The 23,254-nt window shown below is 40.5% G+C and carries 21 protein-coding genes and 1 riboswitch; of the genes, 4 read left to right on the plus strand and 17 right to left on the minus strand.

Going from position 1 to position 23,254, the window contains the following annotated elements:
- Positions 1-72 precede the first annotated feature (72 nt).
- The 6 genes from JOD45_RS04660 to JOD45_RS04685 form a co-directional block, all read right to left on the minus strand.
- Positions 73-1,134, minus strand: coding sequence for a GerMN domain-containing protein (locus JOD45_RS04660; RefSeq protein WP_205002704.1), 1,062 nt, complete (start codon positions 1,132-1,134; stop codon positions 73-75).
- Between the two features lie 158 nt (positions 1,135-1,292).
- The gene (gene racE, locus JOD45_RS04665) at positions 1,293-2,102 is read right to left on the minus strand and encodes a glutamate racemase (RefSeq protein WP_205002705.1); all 810 of its coding nucleotides are present in this window, start codon (positions 2,100-2,102) and stop codon (positions 1,293-1,295) included.
- Between the two features lie 277 nt (positions 2,103-2,379).
- A complete protein-coding gene (locus JOD45_RS04670) occupies positions 2,380-2,604 on the minus strand; it encodes a helix-turn-helix domain-containing protein (RefSeq protein WP_205002706.1) in 225 nt (74 codons plus the stop codon).
- Positions 2,605-2,752: 148 nt separating this feature from the next.
- Positions 2,753-3,514 carry a succinate dehydrogenase iron-sulfur subunit gene (gene sdhB / locus JOD45_RS04675; RefSeq protein WP_205002707.1) on the minus strand — a complete coding sequence of 254 codons (762 nt, stop codon included), beginning with the start codon at positions 3,512-3,514 and terminating at the stop codon, positions 2,753-2,755.
- A gap of 14 nt (positions 3,515-3,528) precedes the next feature.
- Positions 3,529-5,280, minus strand: coding sequence for a succinate dehydrogenase flavoprotein subunit (gene sdhA / locus JOD45_RS04680; protein WP_205002708.1), 1,752 nt, complete (start codon positions 5,278-5,280; stop codon positions 3,529-3,531).
- Positions 5,281-5,296: 16 nt separating this feature from the next.
- Positions 5,297-5,920 (minus strand): succinate dehydrogenase cytochrome b558 subunit, encoded by a 624-nt coding sequence (locus tag JOD45_RS04685; protein WP_205002709.1) that lies wholly within the window; start codon positions 5,918-5,920, stop codon positions 5,297-5,299.
- A 227-nt stretch (positions 5,921-6,147) separates the two neighbouring features.
- On the opposite strand from JOD45_RS04685, the gene JOD45_RS04690 reads away from it, so the two are divergent.
- Positions 6,148-6,633, plus strand: coding sequence for a YslB family protein (locus JOD45_RS04690; RefSeq protein WP_205002710.1), 486 nt, complete (start codon positions 6,148-6,150; stop codon positions 6,631-6,633).
- Between the two features lie 53 nt (positions 6,634-6,686).
- Here JOD45_RS04690 and JOD45_RS04695 read toward each other — a convergent pair whose 3' ends face one another.
- The 8 genes from JOD45_RS04695 to JOD45_RS04730 form a co-directional block, all read right to left on the minus strand.
- Positions 6,687-7,919, minus strand: coding sequence for an aspartate kinase (locus JOD45_RS04695; RefSeq protein WP_205002711.1), 1,233 nt, complete (start codon positions 7,917-7,919; stop codon positions 6,687-6,689).
- 105 nt (positions 7,920-8,024) lie between these two features.
- Positions 8,025-8,203: riboswitch (Lysine riboswitch) on the minus strand.
- A 60-nt stretch (positions 8,204-8,263) separates the two neighbouring features.
- On the minus strand, positions 8,264-10,036 hold the full coding sequence (uvrC, locus tag JOD45_RS04700; protein WP_205002712.1) for an excinuclease ABC subunit UvrC: 1,773 nt from the start codon (positions 10,034-10,036) through the stop codon (positions 8,264-8,266).
- 312 nt (positions 10,037-10,348) lie between these two features.
- Positions 10,349-10,663 carry a thioredoxin gene (gene trxA, locus JOD45_RS04705; RefSeq protein ID WP_205002826.1) on the minus strand — a complete coding sequence of 105 codons (315 nt, stop codon included), beginning with the start codon at positions 10,661-10,663 and terminating at the stop codon, positions 10,349-10,351.
- Positions 10,664-10,783: 120 nt separating this feature from the next.
- The gene (locus JOD45_RS04710) at positions 10,784-11,758 is read right to left on the minus strand and encodes an electron transfer flavoprotein subunit alpha/FixB family protein (protein ID WP_205002713.1); all 975 of its coding nucleotides are present in this window, start codon (positions 11,756-11,758) and stop codon (positions 10,784-10,786) included.
- 12 nt (positions 11,759-11,770) lie between these two features.
- Positions 11,771-12,541, minus strand: coding sequence for an electron transfer flavoprotein subunit beta/FixA family protein (locus JOD45_RS04715; protein ID WP_205002714.1), 771 nt, complete (start codon positions 12,539-12,541; stop codon positions 11,771-11,773).
- 15 nt (positions 12,542-12,556) lie between these two features.
- Positions 12,557-13,330: an enoyl-CoA hydratase gene (locus tag JOD45_RS04720; RefSeq protein ID WP_205002715.1), complete on the minus strand. Its 774-nt coding sequence runs from the start codon at positions 13,328-13,330 to the stop codon at positions 12,557-12,559.
- Between the two features lie 43 nt (positions 13,331-13,373).
- Positions 13,374-13,958, minus strand: a complete 585-nt coding sequence (locus JOD45_RS04725; RefSeq protein WP_239549081.1) for a TetR/AcrR family transcriptional regulator — start codon at positions 13,956-13,958, stop codon at positions 13,374-13,376.
- A gap of 116 nt (positions 13,959-14,074) precedes the next feature.
- A complete protein-coding gene (locus tag JOD45_RS04730; protein WP_205002717.1) occupies positions 14,075-15,766 on the minus strand; it encodes an AMP-binding protein in 1,692 nt (563 codons plus the stop codon).
- Between the two features lie 357 nt (positions 15,767-16,123).
- On the opposite strand from JOD45_RS04730, the gene JOD45_RS04735 reads away from it, so the two are divergent.
- Positions 16,124-16,396, plus strand: coding sequence for an autorepressor SdpR family transcription factor (locus JOD45_RS04735; protein WP_338056024.1), 273 nt, complete (start codon positions 16,124-16,126; stop codon positions 16,394-16,396).
- Positions 16,396-17,034, plus strand: a complete 639-nt coding sequence (locus JOD45_RS04740) for an SdpI family protein (protein ID WP_205002719.1) — start codon at positions 16,396-16,398, stop codon at positions 17,032-17,034. The genes JOD45_RS04735 and JOD45_RS04740 overlap by 1 nt, the downstream gene beginning before the upstream one ends.
- Before the next feature lie 178 nt (positions 17,035-17,212).
- Here JOD45_RS04740 and JOD45_RS04745 read toward each other — a convergent pair whose 3' ends face one another.
- From JOD45_RS04745 to JOD45_RS04755, 3 genes are all read right to left on the minus strand, one after another.
- Positions 17,213-19,573 (minus strand): endonuclease MutS2, encoded by a 2,361-nt coding sequence (locus tag JOD45_RS04745; RefSeq protein WP_205002720.1) that lies wholly within the window; start codon positions 19,571-19,573, stop codon positions 17,213-17,215.
- A gap of 17 nt (positions 19,574-19,590) precedes the next feature.
- Positions 19,591-21,315 (minus strand): DNA polymerase/3'-5' exonuclease PolX, encoded by a 1,725-nt coding sequence (gene polX, locus JOD45_RS04750; RefSeq protein ID WP_205002721.1) that lies wholly within the window; start codon positions 21,313-21,315, stop codon positions 19,591-19,593.
- Positions 21,316-21,496: 181 nt separating this feature from the next.
- Positions 21,497-22,030 (minus strand): CvpA family protein, encoded by a 534-nt coding sequence (locus tag JOD45_RS04755; protein ID WP_205002722.1) that lies wholly within the window; start codon positions 22,028-22,030, stop codon positions 21,497-21,499.
- 263 nt (positions 22,031-22,293) lie between these two features.
- On the opposite strand from JOD45_RS04755, the gene rnhC reads away from it, so the two are divergent.
- Positions 22,294-23,238 carry a ribonuclease HIII gene (gene rnhC, locus JOD45_RS04760; protein WP_205002827.1) on the plus strand — a complete coding sequence of 315 codons (945 nt, stop codon included), beginning with the start codon at positions 22,294-22,296 and terminating at the stop codon, positions 23,236-23,238.
- The last annotated feature ends 16 nt before the right edge of the window (positions 23,239-23,254 follow it).

Raw genomic sequence — 23,254 nt, forward strand, 5'->3', positions numbered from 1 at the left:
AAACATGCTTATTGATGAAAGAAAAGGGGCGGCTGCGGCCACCCCTATAACTATAACATATTTTCTCTATTCTTATACGCCTGTTTTATTCACTTCGGGACGGGAAACGGGTTTTGTTATCTTTTGACCTGACTCTTTTATAACCTTTGAAGAACCGTTTACTTCAATTTTTACTTTATCAATACCCGCTTGACTGGTTAATGTCAGCGCCAGACAATCAATCGCATCATCATCAACGGTCTTTTTATTTTTGTCTGTATATAAAGCGCTATTGAAGTCTAAGGTCACAACACCATCTTTAATCACTGGACGGCCTTTTAAAGCGACATCTGAGCCGAATGGCGACATTAATCCTTTTCCGTCAGGGCCGTCGATTAAAGCATTTACAGCAGCTGTAACTTTATTTTCGCCTGGTTCAACCCTTGTCGTAACAGGGACATAGTAAGTATGCCCTTCATGCTCGGATAAATAATATATTGTTACGCTGTTGCTTGCCGCAACATCCACAACATCGCCAATCTCCGAATTAATGCCGTCAGCCCTAGACAAGCCTTTGCCAATTTCTGTTTTTCCTACAGGCATCACTTTCTCCATTTTACCGTTGATTTTTATTTGTACTCGTTTAATGTAATCAAATTGCGTTAAAGTCCAAGTAATAGCTTGTAAAATACTTTTTTCTTCACTCGCTTTGTAGTCCAGAAATTCTTTCGAAAAATCCACAACGAATGTGCCGTCTTTTTTTGCTTGTGTACTATTAATTGTTGTGCCTGGCGGTATCACTGCTTGAAAGCCGTTTGGCAATATATTGCTTACCGGACCGTCCTGAACTAAATATTCCAAAACTTGCTTTGCCTCATTACTTTTCTTTGGAAGCTTAACGACTTGCGGGGTGACCCTGCCATTGGCATCAAGCAGATATAATTGTCTTGAAACAGCGCCGGTTTTAGACTCATCTGCCGCAGAACTCTTCTCATCTGAATTTGAGTTTAGTTTGTCGCCCTGCTTTATATATTTCACCTTATCCGGCTCGGGCTTAATTGCTGATTCGTGCGTTTTATTAAGTCCGCAGCCGCCGAGTACAAGCGGAAAAATAACTAAAACAGCAAGCAAGGATGTATTCCTTGTCACTCGCATAAACCGCCCCTCCTTGTCAATGTTTGTACTAATATATATACGAGCTTCCGTTAAAAATAGACCATATAAAAATAACCTTTCAGCTTGGAATCTGAAAGGTTATTTTTATACAAGATTTATACTGTTAAAGCCCCATTAAACTAAAAGCCATTTGAACGTTATATCATATCATGGGAGACAGAAACTTTAGAAACGGATGGCCGGAATTTCAGCCATTCACCGGCAATATCAGACATTAGCGACTCTGAACCCGTTGTATAAAATTGATGCTTCGGCGCTTGCGAGGCATCTGCAAGAAGCTTCTTATGAGATAGGATTGTACTGACTTCCCGCGCTGTTTCTTCACCAGAATCTATTAAAATAATATTCTGACCGATAACATCTTGAATAATCGGTCTTAACAGAGGATAATGCGTACAGCCTAAAATCAGCGTATCAATCGCTTCTCGTTTAAGAGGCTTTAAGGTTTCTTCAACGATTTGTTCTGCTTCCGGGCTGTTTAAATCGCCTGACTCTACAAGCGGAACAAAAGGCGGGCAGGCCAAGCTTGTAATATATACATTCTGGTTGATCGCCCGCAAGGCATGGTCATATGCCTTACTTCCCACCGTTCCAATAGTGCCTATAACACCAACACGATACGTTTTTGTCACTTTTAAAGCAGAACGAGCCCCTGGATCGACAACGCCAATGACAGGAATATTAAGCGACTCTTTAATTTCTTCAAAAACGACAGCTGTTGCTGTGTTGCAGGCAATCACAAGCATTTTAATATTATGTTTTTCAAGTAAAAAGCGAGTCATTTCCCATGTATACTTTTTTACTTCTTCAGCGGGTCTAGGACCATATGGACAGCGAGCATTGTCCCCCATATAAACAATTTCTTCACTTGGCAGCTGTCTGATTAATTCTTTTACAACAGTTAAACCGCCTACACCCGAATCTATCACACCAATTGGCTTATTCAAAAAACCGCCCCATTTTTATGATTAATTTTTCTGCTTATCGAACTATGGTCAATGTTATATGAAAAAGACTGATATCATTTTACCTCTACATCCTGGAACCATCAAGGCTGGTTAAAGAATATGAAATTCTGGGAACTTTCTAACGAAGGGGCGCTAAATGACTCAATATCAAAAAATCCAAAAACAAGCCGGCGCTGAATAAACATCTGCGTCACTTTGCCGGGCAAAGGTTCAATAAATAAGTAAAGCCGGCTTCCACTAAGAAAGCCGGTCTTTATTAAAGCTCTAATTCTCCGAGCCGCAGTAATTCGACAACCGCCTGAGATCGACCTTTAACCCCAAGCTTTTGCATGGTATTTGAGATATGATTTCGAACTGTTTTTTCACTTATAAACAATTCTTGAGCAATCTCTCTTGTCGTTTTATCTTGTACGAGCAGTTCAAAAACTTCTCTTTCCCTCTTTGTTAATAAAGGCTTTGGACGATGGTAATTCTCTTTCAACAATTCCCCCTCCTTGCTCGAAAAAAAGAGCTGATGAGGAAGGTATTTAGTCAAGATATCATATGTTTATTGACATCATCCTGTGACTTAAACAAACTAAGAAACTCCCCTATTTTTTCGGGGGAGTTTCTTAAAAAGTTTAAAATAATTATTGATGATCACTGCCAAAGAAATCGCGGAATGATTGAATTGCTGTATCGCGGTTAAGCGCTGCGATAGATGTTGTCAGCGGAATGCCTTTAGGGCAGGATTGAACACAGTTTTGCGAGTTACCGCATGATGCAAGACCGCCTTCTCCCATGATCGTATGCAGCCGTTCTGCTTTATTCATAGCACCTGTTGGATGAGCATTGAACAAGCGAACTTGTGATAACGGTGCAGGACCGATAAAGTCAGACTTACTGTTAACGTTAGGGCAAGCTTCCAAACAAACACCGCAAGTCATACATTTTGAAAGTTCATAGGCCCATTGGCGTTTCGTCTCAGGCATACGTGGACCCGGCCCCAGATCATAAGTGCCGTCAATTGGAATCCACGCCTTAACTTTCTTAAGCGCTTCAAACATCCGGCTTCGATCTACCGCCAAGTCCCTGATAACAGGAAATGTTTTCATCGGTTCAAGGCGAATAGGCGTTTCAAGTTTATCAATTAATGACGAGCAAGCTTGACGCGGCTTACCGTTAATAACCATCGAACACGCACCGCATACTTCTTCTAAACAGTTCATTTCCCATTGTGGAGGCGATGTCGGTTCACCTTTGATATTAACAGGATTACGGCGTATTTCCATTAACGCTGAAATAACATTCATGTTTTTTCTATATGGAATTTCAAATGTTTCCTCATAAGGGGTAGCATTTGGACCGTCTTGCCGCGTAATAATAATCTTAATCGTTTTATTCTCTGACATGACTTTCCCCCCTATTAATGTTTTTTCGTATAATCGCGTTTACGTGGTTTGATAAATGAAGTGTCTACTTCTTCGTATTCAAATTCAGGAGCATTTTTTTCAGGGTTGAATTTTGCTTTTGTTGTCTTCAGCCATTCTTCATCATTACGTTCAGGGAATTCAGGTTTGTAGTGAGCGCCGCGGCTCTCATTTCTATTATATGCTCCAAGCGTAATAACACGAGCAAGCTGAAGCATGTTCCATAGCTGACGCGTAAACGCCGCACCGCCATTATTCCATTTGGACGTGTCGTTAATATTGATATTTTGATAGCGTTCCATTAACTCCTGCAATTTGTCATCCGTTTCTAATAATTTATCGTTATAGCGGACAACTGTAACGTTAGCCGTCATCCATTCGCCAAGCTCTTTATGAAGAACATAGGCATTTTCTTTTCCGTCCATTCCCATAATATGTTCGAATTTCTCTTGTTCACGCTTGACGTTTTGATCATAAAGCGTTGAAGAGATATCCTCAGTATGCTTGTCTAAGCCGTCAATATACTCAACAGCATTCGGGCCTGTAATCATGCCGCCGTAAATGGCTGATAAAAGCGAATTTGCACCAAGACGGTTGGCGCCGTGGTACTGATACTCACATTCGCCGCAAGCAAACAGACCTTTAATATTGGTCATTTGATTAATATCAACCCACATGCCGCCCATTGAATAATGGACCGCAGGGAATACTTTCATCGGCACTTTATGAGGATCTTCGCCGACAAATTTCTCATAGATCTCAATAATACCGCCGAGTTTGACATCCAGTTCATGAGGATCTTTATGCGAAAGATCCAAATAAACCATATTCTCGCCGTTGATGCCGAGTTTTTGATTAACGCAGACATCAAAAATTTCACGCGTCGCAATATCTCGGGGAACAAGATTGCCGTAAGCAGGATATTTCTCCTCTAAGAAATACCAAGGCTTCCCATCTTTATATGTCCAGACTCTTCCGCCTTCACCGCGTGCCGATTCACTCATTAAGCGCAGTTTGTCATCGCCGGGGATAGCAGTTGGATGAATTTGAATAAACTCACCGTTAGCATAGTATACCCCTTGCTGATACAGCGCGGATGAGGCCGTACCTGTATTGATCATAGAGTTGGTCGACTTGCCAAAAATAATACCGCAGCCGCCCGTTGCCATAATAACAGCATCCGCAGCAAAAGATCTGATTTCCATTGATTTAAGATCCTGAGCAACAATGCCGCGGCAAGTTTGATCCTCATCAACAACAGCAGACAGAAATTCCCAATACTCATATTTATTTACAAGCCCTGCAACTTCCCAACGGCGGACTTGTTCATCAAGAGCATATAATAATTGTTGGCCGGTTGTAGCACCAGCAAAGGCTGTTCGGTGATGCTGAGTGCCGCCGAACCTTCTGAAGTCCAATAGTCCTTCAGGTGTTCTGCTAAACATAACACCCATACGATCCATCAAATAAATAATGCCAGGGGCAGCTTCACACATTGCTTTTACTTGCGCTTGATTTGCAAGAAAATCACCGCCATAAACCGTATCATCAAAGTGTATCCAAGGTGAATCGCCTTCACCCTTCGTATTAACGGCACCGTTAATGCCACCTTGGGCACAAACAGAATGTGAGCGCTTTACTGGAACTACTGAAAAGAGATCTACAGCAACGCCGGCTTCGGCAGCTTTCACTGTTGCCATTAGTCCTGCCAGCCCACCGCCAACAACGATAATTTTCCTTTTACTCATAGTGGCTCACTCCCTATTAAAATGCTAATCCAGGATTAGTAAATGCAAATACCGCGCGTATGCCGACATATGCTAATAAAATAAATACGACTACAGTGGCGTATGTAGTAATGCGCTGTGCTCTTGGGCTGACAATGATTCCCCAATGCACACAGAATGACCATAAACCATTAGAAAAATGGAATACAGCGGCTAAAATTCCGATAATATAGAAGACTAACATACCTTTATTAGCTAAAATATTAGCCATCATGTCATAGTTGAGCGTTGTTCCAAGAGCCATTGCAATTCTCGTTTCCCAAATATGCCAAGCAAGAAAAATAACTAAGAATAAACCGGACCAGCGTTGAAGAAAGAACATCCAGTTTCGGAAAAAACCATAACGATTAACATTGGTTTTTGCTTGGAAAGCAATATATACACCGTAAATCGCATGGAAAAGAATAGGCAAATAGATGAAAACGATTTCCAAGAAAAGTAAATAAGGAAGGCTTTCCATAAAATTAGCCGCCTTATTAAATGACTCAGGTCCCCTTGTCGCGAAATAGTTCACCGTCAAATGAACGACTAGGAACAATCCAATTGGAACAAGTCCTAAAAACGAATGCAGCCTTCGGCTGACAAAATCCCGATGTGCCATTAATTTTCCCCCTTTTCCTATGATTTGGACAGTTGTTGAAATTGGTTGATTTTTTTCCATATGGCGGGAATCTGCAACCCCAAACAAAAAGTTTGGTTAAATGTAACAAGTTCATTGTACTCCCATCACTATAACCAGTCAAGGCAATATAGACTGTCCTTTTTAAACATTTGTTATAGAGCTTTTATTGATAAGTAGTTATAATATAAAAGATGGAGGAGATACATATGACAAAAGTAACATATCCGAAACCCGAACATTATAATGATACAGCAATTCCTGCATTCGGTTACGAGTTATTGCGTGATGCCCTTCTTCCTGAATTGCTTGGAGAAGAGCTCTCATCAATTCTTTATTGGTCTGGAAGAAAGCTTGCTCGCCAATATCCTCTTGATACTATAGATGACATACAAGCATTTTTTGAATATGCAGCTTGGGGACAGCTGAGTGTAATCAGTCAACAAAAAGATAAGATAATCTTTGACCTGACATCAGAATTAGTCGAGGCACGAATGAAAGATAATCCAAACGCCTCATTTTCCTTAGAAGCCGGATTTCTCGCAGAACAACTGCAAAGACAATTAAATTGTACAGCAGAAGCCTTTGCTGAGCCAAAAAACAGAAAGGCCAAACATGTAACCTTTCATGTTAAGTGGGACTTTAAGGATATGGTTATTCCGATCAAAAAAACACATGAGAACGCGAAAGCCTAATAAAGGAGCTGTCAAGCTTCGACAGCTCCTTTATTATGATTATATTTCCCCAATTATTGATTAACTATTACGGCCCCCTCCAGCTCAAAGACACGATGCAAAACGTTAAGTGATGATGTCAAATGGCTTTCATCAATAACTGCAGACACCTTAATTTCCGATGTGCTGACCATTTTCACTTTAATGCCGTTATGATTGAGCGCGGCAAACATTTTGGCTGCCACTCCCGGATTCGATGCCATACCTGAACCGACTATCGAAACTTTTGCTAAATCTGACTCTATATCCATGCCGCTATAACCCAAAATTGTTTTGGCATCATTCAGTGCCTCCATCGCATCCGGAACCGATGCGTCGTCAATTGTAAATGATAGATTTGTTTCTTTTTCTTGAAAGCTATTTTGAATAATAATATCAACATTAATCTGTCTATCTGCTAAAACATTAAAGACCTTCGATAATGTATCCTCATGATCCGGCAGACCTAGAAGGGTTAATTTAGCAACGTTTTTTTCAAATGCTAATCCTTTTACAGCTCGCTTGTTTTCCATTGAAACACTCTCCCTAACTACAGTTCCTTTTTCATTAGTAAATGAAGATCTTACAATCAGCGGGACTTTAGCGTTTTTTGCATACTCAACCGCTCTTGGGTGTAAAACGCCTGCACCTAAGTAGGCCATTTCCAGCATTTCATCATAACTGATTTCATCAAGTTTCCTCGCATTCTCGACATAACGCGGATCAACTGTAAAAACTCCTGCAACATCAGTATAAATTTCACAAAGGTCAGCCTTAAACGCCGCAGCAAGCGCGACCGCCGATGTATCGGATCCCCCTCTGCCCAGTGTCGTGATCCGTCCTGATTGGCTTATCCCCTGAAATCCAGCGACAACAACAATTTTTTGATCTTCAAGATAATCGGAAATGGCACTTTCTTTAATTTTTAAAATTTTCGCGTTGCCATGTGTGTCATCCGTACAAAAACCAGCTTGCCATCCTGTTAAAGCCGCTGCATCATAGCCGTCTTCTTTTAACAGCATCGCTAATAAAGAAGACGTGATCTGCTCTCCGGTCGATAACAGCATATCAAGTTCGCATGCACTTGGACGGGCGGAAATTTGCCCCGCTAATTCAACTAAATGATCAGTTGTTTTTCCCATTGCTGAGACAACAACGATAAGCTTCTCTCCTAAATCTGCTTTTTGTTCAATTCTTTGTGCGGCCCGCCTTATTTTTTCTACGTCCGCTACTGATGTGCCACCAAATTTCATCACAGTAAGCGTCATTAAGTTTCTCCCCTTCTTTCCCAGCAAAAGAAATAGGAATAAAAATCAAAAGTAATAAAAAAACAGCAGGGAGGCTACCCACTGCTGCTTATTATTCCTACAACATGCTGAGATAGTACTCCACACTTTAACAGTGTGACAGCCCTGTACTTATTCAATACAGGTCCAGCAAAAAAAATGATTGAGCATTTTTTCGCTTCGGCAGGTCACCCTTTCAACTATCATCATCAAATCTCAATATTCTCAGATAGCATACTCTTGAGACCCGCGCCTCTATCACTAGAAGTTTTTTATGAAATTAGTTTGTATTATAGCAAAGATTGCTTTTTAAAACAATCCACTTCTTAATTCTTTTCTAAATACTCTTTTACCTTTTTCGCAATATTTTCCGGCAGCCCTGATTTTATAAGGTCATCAATGCCGGCTTCGCGTATTTTTTTAATAGATCCGAAATGCTTTAAAAGTGTTTGCTTTCGCTTAGGTCCAATACCATCAATATCATCTAAAATAGATTTTGTCATACTTTTATCCCTTACTTGGCGATGGAATGTGACCGCAAAGCGGTGAACCTCATCTTGAATCCGCTGCAGCAAATAAAATTCTTGGCTGTTCCGTTCTAAAGGGACGACCTGAGGCGGTTCCCCCATGACCAGCTGGGATGTTTTATGTTTTTCATCTTTTACCAGTCCGCAAACTGGTATGGAAACTCCCAGTTCGTTTTCTAAAACATCTATGGCCGCCGCCATTTGTCCCTTTCCCCCATCAATTAAAATGAGATCAGGCAAAGGCAGATTTTCTTTTAGAACCCTGGCATAACGCCTTCTTATGACTTCTTTCATTGTAGCTACATCATCCGGCCCTTTAACTGTTTTAATGTTGTATTTGCGGTATTCTTTTTTATTTGGCTTCCCATCCTCAAAAACAACCATTGCTGATACAGGATGAACACCTTGTATATTTGAATTATCAAATGTTTCGATACGCCTTGGCGTATTTATATTTAAATGTTTCCCTAAGTTTTCCACTGCTCTCATTGTCCGTGATTCATCCCGTTCAATGAGTGCAAATTTTTCTTTTAAAGCGATTTGGGCATTTTTTTCTGCCATTTCAACGAGTTGTTTTTTCTTTCCTCTTTTTGGCTGATGAACCGGTATTTCGAGCATCTGGTTAACTAATTTGCTGTTAATAGACAGAGGAATGAGTATTTCTTTTGGTTTTAAATGATTGTGGTGCAAATAAAATTGGCCAATATAGGTTAGAAGATCTTCTTCTGGTTCTTGATAAAAAGGAAAAATAGATACATCCCGTTCAATCAGTTTGCCTTGCCTAATAAAAAACACTTGAACGCACATCCAGCCTTTGTCAATCGCATAACCAAAAACATCTCTGTCATTCAAATCGTCAAAAAGGACATTTTGTTTTTCCATAATGGTTTCAATATGACGTATCTGGTCACGCAGCTCTTTTGCATGCTCAAAATTGAGCTGCTCAGCCGCTTTAGCCATCTTTTCTTCCAAATCGCGCTTGACGTCTTGATGACCGCCGTTCAAAAAGCGAGTAATATGATCTGTCATTTCTTTATAAGTCTCTTCTGATATATCATTGACGCACGGTGCCATACATTGGCCGATATGATAATATAGACAAACCCGGTCTGGCAGTGTTCGGCATTTTCTTAGCGGATATAGACGATCAAGGAGCCGTTTCGTTTCTGCAGCAGCTGTGGCATTAGGATACGGCCCAAAGTATTTGCCGCTGTTTTTTTTCACTTTTCGTGTAATAATCAGACGCGGATGTCTCTCATTTGTCAGCTTTATATAGGGGTAACTCTTGTCATCTTTTAACATGACATTATATTTGGGTTCATGCTTTTTTATTAAATTCATTTCTAATAATAGAGACTCAATTTCTGATGAAACGACGATATATTCAAAGTCACAGATATCATTGACTAACCTCTGAGTCTTGGCATCGTGAGTACCAGTAAAGTATGATCGGACTCGGTTTTTTAGGTTTTTAGCTTTGCCTACATAAATAATTTGCCCGTATTTATTTTTCATTAAATAACATCCAGGCTGAGCCGGAAGTATATCAAGCTTTTCTTTTAAGGCAGACATAGTTATTCATTCCTTTTTCCATAAAGTCACCTTATCAGTTCAAGTGAAAGGACATCATTCATAACCCTCGTATGGATGTCCGTATATATCTTAGGATGCATCATTACAGTTTTCAACATTTCCCGAGAAATAAATAAAAAAAGAAACATGAAGTCCGAAATGAAAGGACTTCATGTTTTTCTTTAAACTATCAGAAAATATGCCTTGGCAACGCTGAAGCGGATGACATGCAGCTGTCCAAGATAACTGATAGTATGAGTGCAGCTTGGCAGGTGCCTTCGCCTATAGTTTTAACATCAGTTGAGTTTTTCTTTATTGATGTTTTTGAATAGCATTGATTAATGCTTCTTTTGGTTGGAATCCAACTATTTTGTCCACGATTTCTCCATCTTTAAAGATGATCAGCGTTGGAATGCTCATTACACCGTAATCGCCGGCTGTTTTTTGATTTTCGTCAACATTAAGCTTAACAATTTGGACTTTGTCGCCCATTTCTGAATCAACTTCTTCAAGCACTGGTGCAATCATTTTACAAGGGCCGCACCATGGTGCCCAAAAATCAGCCAGTACTAAACCGTTGGAAATTGCTTCAGAAAAATTTGCATCAGTTACATTTTGAATTGCCATATTCAAAAAGTGCCTCCTTTGTCAATAACATACCTTTCTTAGAAGAAGTATAACATCTCCCCTTTAGTTATGCCATTGAAAGGCCTTCATTATTTATCAGAGAATGTTCGAAAAGTCCAATTATGCTTCTTGAAGAACTTCCTTAAAGTATTTCGTTAACAGAGGAACAACCTCAAATAAGTCACCGACAATGCCATAATCTGCGACATTAAAGATGTTTGCCTCTGGGTCCTTATTTATAGCGACAATCACTTTTGAATTAGACATGCCTGCTAAATGCTGAATAGCGCCTGATATACCGCAAGCAATATAAAGATCAGGAGTAACCACTTTACCGGTTTGCCCAATTTGCATTGAGTAGTCGCAATACCCGGCATCGCAGGCGCCTCGGGAAGCACCGACCGCACCGCCAAGCACATCCGCTAATTCTTTAAGGGGTTCAAAGCCTTCTGCACTTTTTACGCCTCTTCCGCCGGACACAATAACTTTTGCTTCCGATAAATCTACGCCAGAAGTTGTCTTTTTCACAATATCTTTAACAATGGTGCGCAGATCTTTAACAACGACATCAAAGGCATTAACAACAGCTTCTTTTGACTCATCCTTTTCCAGAGCTTCAATGTTGTTTGGACGAATTGTAATAAACACAATGCCGTCTTTGATTCGTTTCTTTTCAAAAGCTTTGCCGGCGTATACCGGTCTGATAAATGCAAGTTCTCCATCTGCATCAATGCCTGTAACGTCAGAAATAAGACCGCAATTCAGGCGGCTGGCTATTCCAGCAGACAAATCTTTCCCTATCGCTGTATGTCCCATAACGATAGCTTCGGGTTTTTCAGAATCAATCACTTGCATCATAGCCTGTTTATAGCCGTCCGGTGTGTAATTTTTTAAATTTTCATTTTCTACAGTTAAAATCCGATCCGCACCGTAGTGGCCAAGGGATTGTGCAAGGCTTGCAATGTTGTCACCGCAAAGAACGGCAACGACTTCACCGCCGTCTGCAACCTTTTTGCCTGCTGCAATCGCTTCGTATGAGACATGACGAAGTCCACCATCGCGAGCTTCTGCTAAAACAAGTGTTTTCCGTGCCATTTTAAGTCCCCCTTATATTACCTTAGCTTCAGATCTTAGACTGTTCACAAGTTCCTTAACCTGATCTTCCAGTTCACCCTCAAGGATTCTGCCCGCCTCTTTCTTAGGCGGCAAAAAGACATCAATGACTTCTGTTTGACCTTCAACGTCGTCTTCATCAAGATCCAAATCATCTAATTCCAAGACTTCAAGAGGCTTTTTCTTAGCTTTCATAATCCCCGGGAGCGATGGATATCTCGGTTCATTCAGGCCTTGTTGAGCGGTCACAAGCAATGGCAGCGAAGCTTCAATGATTTCGATGTCTCCTTCAACATCGCGTTCTGCTGTCGCCTTCCCTTCTGCTACTTCTAAGTTAACAATGGTTGCAATATGGGCAATGCCCAGCTTATCTGCTAATCGAGGAGCGATTTGTCCCGTACCGTTATCTACAGACACATTGCCGCCTAAAATAATATCAAATTCCTTATCTTCGAAAAATTTAGCCAAAATAGATGCTGTCGAAACTTGATCATAATCTTCAACATCTTCATTATTTATAAGCACTGCTTTGTCGCATCCCATAGCAAGCGCTGTACGGAGCTCTTTTTCAGTTTCCTCATCGCCGATTGATACAACTGTTATTTCACCGCCGTGTTTATCGCGAAGCTGGATGGCTTCTTCTATGGCATACTCATCATAAGGGTTAATGATATATTCAACCCCGTCATCGGAAATTTTGCCATTTTCAACAGCAATCTTTTCTTCTGTATCAAAGGTGCGTTTCATAATGACATAAATATTCATTTTAGAACCTCCTGTTTATTTATCTTGAAATACCGGTTTTCTTTTTTGAATAAAGGCGGCGATGCCCTCCTTAGCATCTTCAGAACTAAAGGCTTTGCTAAAGTTAATCGCCTCTTGAGACTGTCCTTCGGCGAATTTTCCATCTCTTGCATATGAAAGACAATCAAGAGCCAAGGATACAGCTACAGCACTTTTTGAAGCAATCAAAGCGGCTAATGCCTTCGCTTCATTCAAAAGTTCTTCAGGTTCAACAACACGGTTAATCAATCCTAGCTGGAGCGCCTCTTCAGCTTGCACCGGCTGGCTCGTTAATATCATTTCAGCAGCTTTCGGCACACCCACCAATCTCGGCAATCTCTGCGTACCGGCAAATCCCGGAATCAAGCCTAATTGCACCTCCGGCAAGCCGAGCTTAGCCCCTTTGGCGGCCAAGCGAATATGGCAGGCCATAGCTAATTCTAAACCTCCGCCTAATGCCGCTCCATGAATGGCCGCTATGATTGGCTTTTTAAAGTTTTCCATCCGGTTGAAGAGCCTTTGCCCTTCATTGGCTGTATGAGAAGAGCCTTTTCCTTCTTCAATTTGTGTAAATTCCTTGATATCTGCTCCAGCTGAGAAGAATCGGCCCTCACCATAAATGACAATTGCTTTTACTTGTACATTATTTTCTAACTCATCAGTAATATCCGACAATTCTTTGATGAGTTGAGAGCTTAAGGCATTAGCAGGAGGATGATTTAACACAATCACCGCTGTATGGTCTTCTAATTCCCAATCTACTACTGTCATAACAGGCCTCCTTATAAACCGCTTTCAATTTATATAAAATAATTTAACAGCATAAGCCATTAACGAGCAGCTCACCAACAGGTTCTGCCAGTGCCTGAAGGTCGTATTTTTGATCATTCATGACCCAGTTGGTCACTATATCGTCTAAGGTGCCAAATATCATCTGCCTAGCTAACCGCGTATCAATATTGTCCCGAAAAATCTTCTGCTGCTTTCCTTCAATTAAAATCTCATCGATCACCCGAAGGTAGTTTTTAAAAATATTATTGATTTCCATGCGGATGCCAGGCTCCGATTGCCTTAATTCAAGCTGAGTGACTATTGCCAAAGGGTAATCAGCTGCCAGCTGATTAAAGTGAACTTTTACCATAGTTAATAACTTCTCTTTGGCATCGTTCTTTCCCTTTATTTCAGCTTCAATTTTTTCTACAAACTGACCCATTTTTTCCCTGAATAAAGAAACAAGGATGTCTTCTTTATTCTTAAAATAGATATATATCGTACCATCGGCAACACCTGCACGCTTGGCAATTTTAGAGACTTGCGAACGGTGAAACCCATTTTCAGCGATGACGCTTACCGCCGCATCGATAATTTGTTTATATTTTGGCCGTTGTTCAATTGACATGATAGTTCCCCTCTTCAGAAGTGAATGATTATTCATTCACCCCAAATTATAATCATCTTTCAGATTTATGTCAATATTACTGAAAATATTGAATAATAGAGCCGGGATGGGCTCTATTATTCAGATGATGCTTTTCCCGTTTTTTCCTCGTTTATCAAGCTTCTTTTTAGTATTTTACCTACTGTTGTTTTAGGAAGCTCCTTGCGAAACTCATAAATGCGCGGCACCTTATAAGCTGCTAAATGTTTGCGGCAATAATTATTCATCTCTTTCTCATCTATCGTTTTTCCTTCCCTCGGAACGATAAATGCTTTGACAGTTTCTCCTCTGTATGCATCAGGAACACCGATGACAGCTGCTTCCTGAACATCCGGATGTTCGTACAATACCTCTTCTATTTCCCGCGGATAAATATTAAATCCGGAAGCAAGGATCATATCTTTCTTTCTATCAACAATGTAAAAATAGCCTTCTTCATCCATATAAGCAAGGTCTCCAGTTAATAGCCAGCCGTCTTTTAATACGGCCCGAGTTTCATCAGGGCGGTTCCAATAACCTTGCATAACCTGAGGGCCTTTGACTATTAACTCGCCAATCTCATTAACTTCCGCCTCTTCACCTGTTTCTTGCGATATAACTTTAGCGTCTGTATCAGGAAAAGGAATGCCGATGCTGCCCGGGATTCGCTCTCCCCAGATTAAATTGCTGTGAGTCACAGGCGATGCCTCGCTTAATCCGTACCCTTCGACCAGTTTGCCGCCGGTGAGACGTTCAAATTGTTCTTGAACTTCTTTAGGCAGCGGAGCGGAACCGCTAATGCATGTTTCAATAGATGACAGATCGTATTTTTGAATATCAGGATCATTAATCAGTGCAATATACATTGTCGGCGCTCCGGGGAAGAGCGTCGGCCTTTGCTTTTCGATGACTTTCAAAATATCCTTGACGTTAAACCTAGGGACAATAATCATCTTTGCGACATACATAACAGCATAATTCATCACACATGTCATCCCGTAGACGTGAAAAAACGGCAAAGCACCTAAAACAATTTCCTCTGCATACCGATTTTTGTACATCCAGTGCCTCGCTTGTATCGTATTAGCTGTCAGGTTGTAATGCGTCAGCATCACACCTTTTGCCGGTCCGGTGGTTCCTCCTGTGTATTGAAGCAAAGCCAAATCTTTTTTGGCGTCAACTTGCACCGGCTGAAAAGCGCTTTCGCCTCCCTCTACTATACTTTTAAAATTCAAAACCGAGCCATTAAACAGAATTTTAGGCAGAGGTGTTTTCTTTCTTTTTTCTATGAACGGATACAAAAGTTTTTTTGGAAATGGCAAATAATCTTGAATGGCTGTCACAATAATTTTTTCTAACGCCGTCTTCCCTCTAACACGAGCGACCTTTGGATAAACGAGATCAAGGCAAATAATAAACTTCGAACCGGAATCCTTGAGCTGATGCTCCAACTCCCTCTCCATATATAGCGGGTTAGTTTGCACAACAACGCCGCCTGCCATCAGCGCCGCGTAATATGAAATAACGCCTTGGGGACAATTAGGCAGCATTATGGCTACACGATCCCCTTTTTCTAACCCTAATTCAATCAGTCTGCCGGCAAGTTGGCATGTTTGTTTATACAGCTCCCGATATGTCATTTCTTTGCCAAAAAAATAAAGCGCTGCTTTATTCGGAAATTTGCGGCTTGCTTCTTCTAGGCAGCTGTATAACGGTTTGTCATCATACTCCAACACCGGGCTGATTTCCTCTGGATAGTGATCAAGCCATTTCTTTTCTTTAATAGCCATTCTATAGGCCTCCTTTGTTTCCGCTCCTTCCATAAACGTATTCCTATCATCTATTATTATATTGTAAACACTTGCAAAAAAATAGGGATTTTATTAAATTTTTTAAATATTTATCTTAGGTATGGTGATGACGGCAAGATCAAGAAAGGATTTTTGGCGCTTTGTCGTATCTTGCTGCTTCTGCTGACGGTCATGCCGGTATCCGAAGCAAGTATAGCGGGAGGTAAAGCAGCCACAATGAAAAAGGAATCAAATTTGGACCCTTTTATTATTGACAAAAGAACTTATTAAGGTATCATTTATTTAAACATTTAATTAATTAATTAATTGTTAAATTAACAGATGGAGGCAAAAAATGTGCTTAACGCTTTATTCAAAGCATTAGCTGATCCAACCCGAAGACAAATACTTGATCTTCTAAAAGCTAAAGATCTCACTTCAGGCGAAATAGCAGAACATTTCCAAGTGAGCAAGCCCAATATCTCACAACACCTATCGATATTAAAGAATGCTGATTTAGTTACCTCCTCGAAAAAGGGAAAGTTTGTTTACTATTCACTGAATACGACCATTTTTGAAGAGGCCGTCAATTGGATTCTTAATTTAAAAAATAGCAAGGAGGAGTCATGATGAAAAAGCAAATCATATTTTCAGTTTTTTCATTCATTATTTCACTCATCATTTGGATCTTTTCATATCCTAAGCTGCCGTCAACTTTACCCGCGCATTGGGATATCAACGGCAGCATCAATCATTATGCATCAAAAATGCAGGTCATGCTTGTGCTGCTTGGCCTCATGCTGGCCGCAAATATTTTATTTGTCATTATTCCATTCATCGACCCTAAGTTGAGAAACAATAAAAATTCATTGAAGAATCAGAATGGCATTCAATTCGTTACTCATGCATTTTTTATAATCATTAATATCATGACAGTATATACTGGCTTTCACCATCATGCGCCTTCTCCCAAAATGATATTTTTCATTACAGGTGCTTTATTCATTTTCTTAGGCAACTATACTTTTTCTTTAAAACAAAACTTCTTTATCGGCATCAGAACACCCTGGACTTTAAGTGATGAAGAGGTGTGGCATAAAACGAACAGGCTGGGGGCCAAATTGCTCGTTGTATTTGGCATTTGCATAGGCCTTGGAGGATTTTTGCCTGGCATTTTGCCTTCTATCATCTTGATCATATGTCTCGCATTAATGGTTGTGTTTCCGCTGGTTTACTCTTATTGGACTTATAAAAAAATAAATGGATAAACATGACGGAACAGCAATAGAGATAGGCTGCCCAAAAAGTCCGGGTAATTGACTTTTTAGACAGCCTCTTTTTACACAAAGATTAAATATATAATGCCTGCAATAAAAAATATACCGCAACAGACAATTAAGATTTTAGCCAACGTTTCCACCGAATCCCTCCCGATCAAGCCGCGGCTTATTTTAACTCAGCAATGGTCACGCCGCTGCCGCCTTCACCGGCACCGCCGAAACGCACACTTTTCACCCTAGGGTGGTTTTTCAATTTATTTTGGACGCCTTTGCGCAACGCCCCCGTACCCTTGCCGTGGATAATTGATACTTGATGGTATCCGCTTAATAATGCCTGATCCAAATAACGGTCAACTTTAATCATTGCATCCTCGTACCGTTCTCCCCGTAAATCAAGTTCTGTTTTAGTTGCTGATTTTGCGGTTCTAACGTTAACGACCGGCTTTGTTTCTTTCTCATCTTTAATAGCTTTAAGGTCACTGGCGGGTATATTCATTTTCATAATGCCAATTTGTACAAGGTATTCTTTAGGATTAAGTTTTTCAACAATATGGCCTTTTTGGCCGAAACTGAGTACTTTAACTTTTTGTCCCGGTGAAAATGAGGTTCTTTCTTCGTTGGTTTTGGCAGTTGTATTGACTTTGGCTTCCGGTTCTGATAAAGCGTCTAAAGCATGCTCAAGCCGGCCTTTTGCATCTATCAGCTTATGCTCTTTTATCTTTTCGGGGTTTTGTTGGTACCCGCGAAGTTCATTGATGATATTCTCTGCTTCGGCCTTGATTTTTTGAATTTTTTCTTTTGCTTTTGCCTCAGCTTCATTAAGTAATCGGCGTTTCTCTCTTTCAAATTTTTCAAGTTCATTCTTTAGTTGATTGCGCTGTTCTTCAATTTCTGCTTTCATTTGGTTTGCTTCTTGGTTGGCCGCTTCCGCTTGTTTGCGGTTTTGTTCGAGCGAAGCAATCATTTGGTCAATTTGGTTGGTTTCAGTATCAATCTGACTTTTGGCTTGTTCAATGATTCTTTCTGGCAATCCAAGCTTTCTGGATATTTCAAAGGCGTTGCTTCGCCCGGGCACACCGATGAGAAGCTTGTACGTCGGCCTTAGCGATTGAACATCGAATTCAACACTGGCGTTAATCACGCCTTCTCTTTCATAAGCATATGCTTTTAATTCGCTGTAATGCGTCGTTGCAACAACGCTTGCCCCTTTATAAAACACATCATCTAATATGGCAACTGAAAGCGCGGCGCCTTCTTGGGGATCTGTTCCGGCGCCAAGCTCATCAAATAATACCAGGCTTTCGTGGTCGACCTTGGACAAAATATCAATAATGTTTGTCATATGCGAACTAAAGGTGCTTAAACTTTGTTCGATTGATTGCTCGTCGCCAATATCAGCAAATATTTCTTTATAAACGTTAATAACCGATCCTTCTTCACACGGAATGTGGAGGCCGGATTGCGCCATTAGGGTTAATAATCCGGTCGTTTTCAAAGTCACTGTTTTCCCGCCCGTGTTTGGTCCGGTAATAATCATCGCCCGGTAGCCATCGCCTAAAATGATATCTATCGGTACAACCTCATCAGCTGGTATAAGAGGGTGGCGGGCTTTTTTCAGATAAATATCGCCTTTGTCATTAAGCTTGGGACGAGTGGCCTTGATCTGTTTTGCATATTTGGCTTTTGCAAATATAAAATCAAGCTTGGCCAGACGCTCTACATGGTCTAAAAGAGAATCGGCGGCAGCTGCTGTCTGTTCAGAAAGCTTGTTAAGAATCTTTTCTATTTCATGCTTTTCCCGAGCTTTCGCCTCATTTAACTTATTGCTTAAATCTACAACTGACTGCGGCTCAATAAATAGGGTCGCACCGGATGCCGACTGATCATGAACAATGCCGCCAAAAGCTGCTCTGTATTCTTGTTTGACCGGCACTACGTAGCGGCCGTTCCGGATCGTAACAATAGCTTCAGACAGCTTTTTCAAATGGCCGGATGAACGAATGATGTTTTCTAACTTCTCTTTAATCCGGCTGTCAAAGCTTCTCATTTGCGAGCGGACGCTTCTTAAAGTTTCACTGGCCGAATCCATGACATGCCCCGAATCATCGATGCAGCTCTCAATGCTTCGTTCAAGTTGGGATTCCGGTTCCATATATGAAACAATCTCTGATAATAACGGCAGCTTTGTCCCTTCTTCAACAATATCCAAAATAAAATTTTTAACTATCCTTGTCCCTCTTATCGTACCGGCAATATTAATAAGTTCTTTTGGACCCAGCATGCCGCCGATTTTGGATCTTTTTAAACTCGCACGAATATCAGTAATTCCTCCAAAAGGAAAATGGCCTTTTAAACGTAAAACAGTCGCACCTTCATCGGTTTCCCTCTGCCATTCTTTTACTTTCTCAAGACGGCTTTCAGGCTCAAGCGACTTTATTAATTGTAACCCGAGTGAAGACGCGGCGTGTTCTGACAACTGTTCAACCACTTTATCGTATTCAAGGATATTTAGTACACGCTTTAGCAAAAAATAGTCCTCCCTGTTTATTTATTTTTTTGCAGAAACGCTTCAAATGATGACCTGGACATGGTATTTAAAACGGAATCCTTCCTGATCCAACCTCGTTTGGCACTGGAGACGCCGGCTTTCATATCTTCCAACATATCAATTGAATGGGCGTCGGTGTTTATAGCTATTTTCACATTGGCTTCTTGGGCTTTTTTCAGCCAATGAGAAGCTAAATCAAGACGATTGGGATTCGCGTTTAATTCTAAAGCTGTATTTGTTTTACTGGCTAATTGAATCAGTTCTTCCACATCAACATCATATCCTTTCCGTCCGCCGAGAATTCGTCCGGTCGGATGGGCAATCAATCTCACGTATGGATTTTCAAGCGCGGTTTGCAAACGTTTCATAATCACGCTTCTTTCTTGTGAAAAAGCAGAATGGATCGCACCTATGACAAAATCCAATTCCGCTAACGTGTCATCATCATAATCAAGTGTCGCATCAGGCAATATATCCATTTCAACACCGGCAAAAATTTTAAAGTCATGATATTTCGCATTCAGCCGTTCAATTTCTTCCCGCTGTTTACGCAGACGATAGGCTGATAAGCCATTTGCGACTCGCAAAGAATATGAGTGATCGGTAATAACAATGTATTCATAGCCTTTTAGTCTGGCAGCCTCAGCCATTTCTTCTATTGTATAAGCACCGTCGCTCCACGTCGTATGCATATGCAAATCGCCTTTAATATCGTCAAGCTCTATCAGGTGAAGCCGGCCTTTTTCAGCTGTTTCAATTTCATCTATTCCCTCGCGCACTTCCGGTGGAATATAGGTTAGCCCAAAATGCCCAAAAAAGTCTTTTTCTTTCTCAAAAGTTAATACATTCCCTGTATCTTCTTGCTCTACACCGTATTCGCTGATTTTTTCCCGGCGAGATTTTGCGAGCTGACGCATTTTTACATTGTGGTCTTTAGACCCGGTGAAATGATGAAGGGTTGTTGCAAAAGCCTTAGGTTCGACAAAGCGAAAATCAACGGAAACTTGATAATCATCATTTAATAAAACGGTCATTTTTGTATGGCCTTGTCCGACAATTTCATGAATATCCAGCCCGTCAGCGATCTGCTCTGCTGCCTTTTCGGGAGAGCGGGTTGCAATAACAAAGTCTAAATCTTTTATCATTTCTTTGCAACGCCTAAGACTTCCCGCTCTGGAATACTTTTCAATGACCTGAATAGATGATAAGACTGTTTCTATTTGTTCAGCGATTGGCAGCATATAAGAAATAGGCAGTCTTTCCGGCCGAACTTTCAACTCCTCTATCGCTTTTAACAGCTTTTCTTCCGTCTTTTTCCCGAAGCCTTCCAGCTCTTGCACACGTTCTTTGGTACACGCTTGCATCAAGCTTTCTAAATCGGTAACGCCTAATTTTTGATATAATTTAGCAATCTTTTTCCCGCCAAGACCAGGCAATTTTAACAATTGCAATAAACTCTGAGGGATCTCTTCTTGAAGCTCTTTAAGAAGCGAAGACTCGCCTGTTTCCAATAATTCATGAATCACCTGTGCCGTCCCTTTGCCAATGCCTTTCATTTTGGACGGATCATCAATTTGCGATATGGAACGATTATCGTTTTCAAGCGCTTGCGCGGCTTTTCGATAGGCTGATATTTTAAAAGGATTTTCTCCTTTAATTTCTAAATAAACAGCAATGGTTTCTAATACTTTTACAATTTCCTTCTTATTCAATTTCCTCACCCTTCCCTAAAGACTATCCTATCCTTTTTTTCTCTTCATGAAAACAAAGAAAACTCAAGCTCGCGCCAAGCCCGAAACAACAAGTGATTGACAGCCTGAAACAATGTCAGCAATAAGCTGAAATTAACTCTGAACGTACAAAAAACTTCCCCGTCAAAAGAGGAAGTTCAAAACCGCGCATTTAAAAGGAATCCGGATGATGACCGAAACCGGCAAGCATATCATGCAGTTTGCTTGAAAGTATCGGCGTGTTCTCCATCATTAAACTGGCGACATAAGAATGATTAACCGCGTTGGATATCCCATAAACTGGTGTGATTGTTCCTATATAGAGTAAAATAAATAAGACTAAATAGATTTCAACAAATCCGAGCGCCCCGCCAAGCCAGCCATTGACCGTTCTTAACAAAGGCAAATCGACAATAAAACTTAGAATATGGCCAATGACACCCATAACAACTTTTACAGCAATAAAAATCAAAATAAAAGCGATGGTACGGTAATATATCGTTTGGAAGTCAAAAAAGCTGTGAGCGCTTGAAGAGCCGGGGTAAGGAATAAATGTCAGCATGTGCGCCAGTTTGCCGCAGTACAAAAATGCAATGATATAAGCGGCAAAAAATCCGACTAAGTGAACCACTTGCAGGACCAAACCGCGCCTTAAACCAATAAAGAAACCGCCTATTAATAAAAGGAGAATGATAATATTTAACATATCATTGATTCCTCATCTTTCATTGTTTTTTAATAAGTTTCGCACCTGCATAGTCTTTTTTGTCATATTCTGTTGAATATTGACTGTCATCATTAGAAAAACTTAGCTGGTGCTATACCCTAAAGCGCAAGAGTTTGTATTGAACTTGCCCCTTAGAAGGCTAGATATACTTTCCGATAGTATAACAAAATGAAATCGAATAGAAAAACATCAGCTGTCGATAACAAGTATATGGTAAAGTGTAAATGGAGGTGAAAAGCCTTATGGCTCATGCGGTTTTAAAATTCAACAAGGAAAAAATTAACGAAATAAAAAAACATTACCAAAATGCATTAATCAATAAATCAGCTCCTGGGGCTTTATTTACAGCGAAAACGCCTGATTATACAATTACTGCTTATCAATCGGGAAAAGTGCTTTTTCAAGGGAAAAATGCCGAATTAGAAGCTGCTAAATGGCAAGCTGGAAACAATCAAGATGCGCCGTCGAAAAAGAGCGCAGCGGCCTATTCCGCTCCTCATCAATATCTTCCCCCAAAAAATATCAGTGATTTGACAATCATTGGTTCGGATGAAGTGGGAACCGGTGATTATTTCGGACCGATCACAGTATGCGCCGTACATTCCGGTCCCGAACAACATGATATTTTAGAACAATTAGGCGTCAAAGATTCCAAGTCATTGACAGATGAACGGATGATAATGATAGCTCGCGATTTGATTAAGCATGTTGATTACAGCTTGCTTATTTTGCCTAACGACAAATACAACCAATTGCAATCACGAGGCTATTCGCAAGGAAAAATGAAAGCCATCTTACATAATCAGGCTATTCTGCATGTCATTGATAAACTTAAAGCAAAAAATAAGGCTTATGATGCTGTCTTAATTGACCAATTTGCCAAACCTGATCTTTATTTTTCTTATATTAAAGATGAAAAGCAGCAAGCGAGAGACAAAGTCTTTTTCCAAACGAAAGCTGAAGGCCTTCATCTTTCAGTAGCCGCGGCTTCGATCATTGCCAGATATGCATTCTTAAAGGAAATGGACAAATTGTCGGAATTGGCCGGTCAAAAGCTTCCTAAGGGTGCAGGATACAAAGTCGATGAGGCTGCCGCAGATATTATCAGAAAAAAAGGGGAAGGGTTTTTAAAAAATATAGCTAAAATTCACTTTGCCAATACAAAAAAAGCGCAAAAACTAAAGTAAAAACGCCCGCTAAAGG

The sequence above is a fragment of the Scopulibacillus daqui genome (genome assembly GCF_016908855.1).
GTDB classification, from domain to species: Bacteria; Bacillota; Bacilli; order Bacillales; family Sporolactobacillaceae; genus Scopulibacillus_A; species Scopulibacillus_A daqui.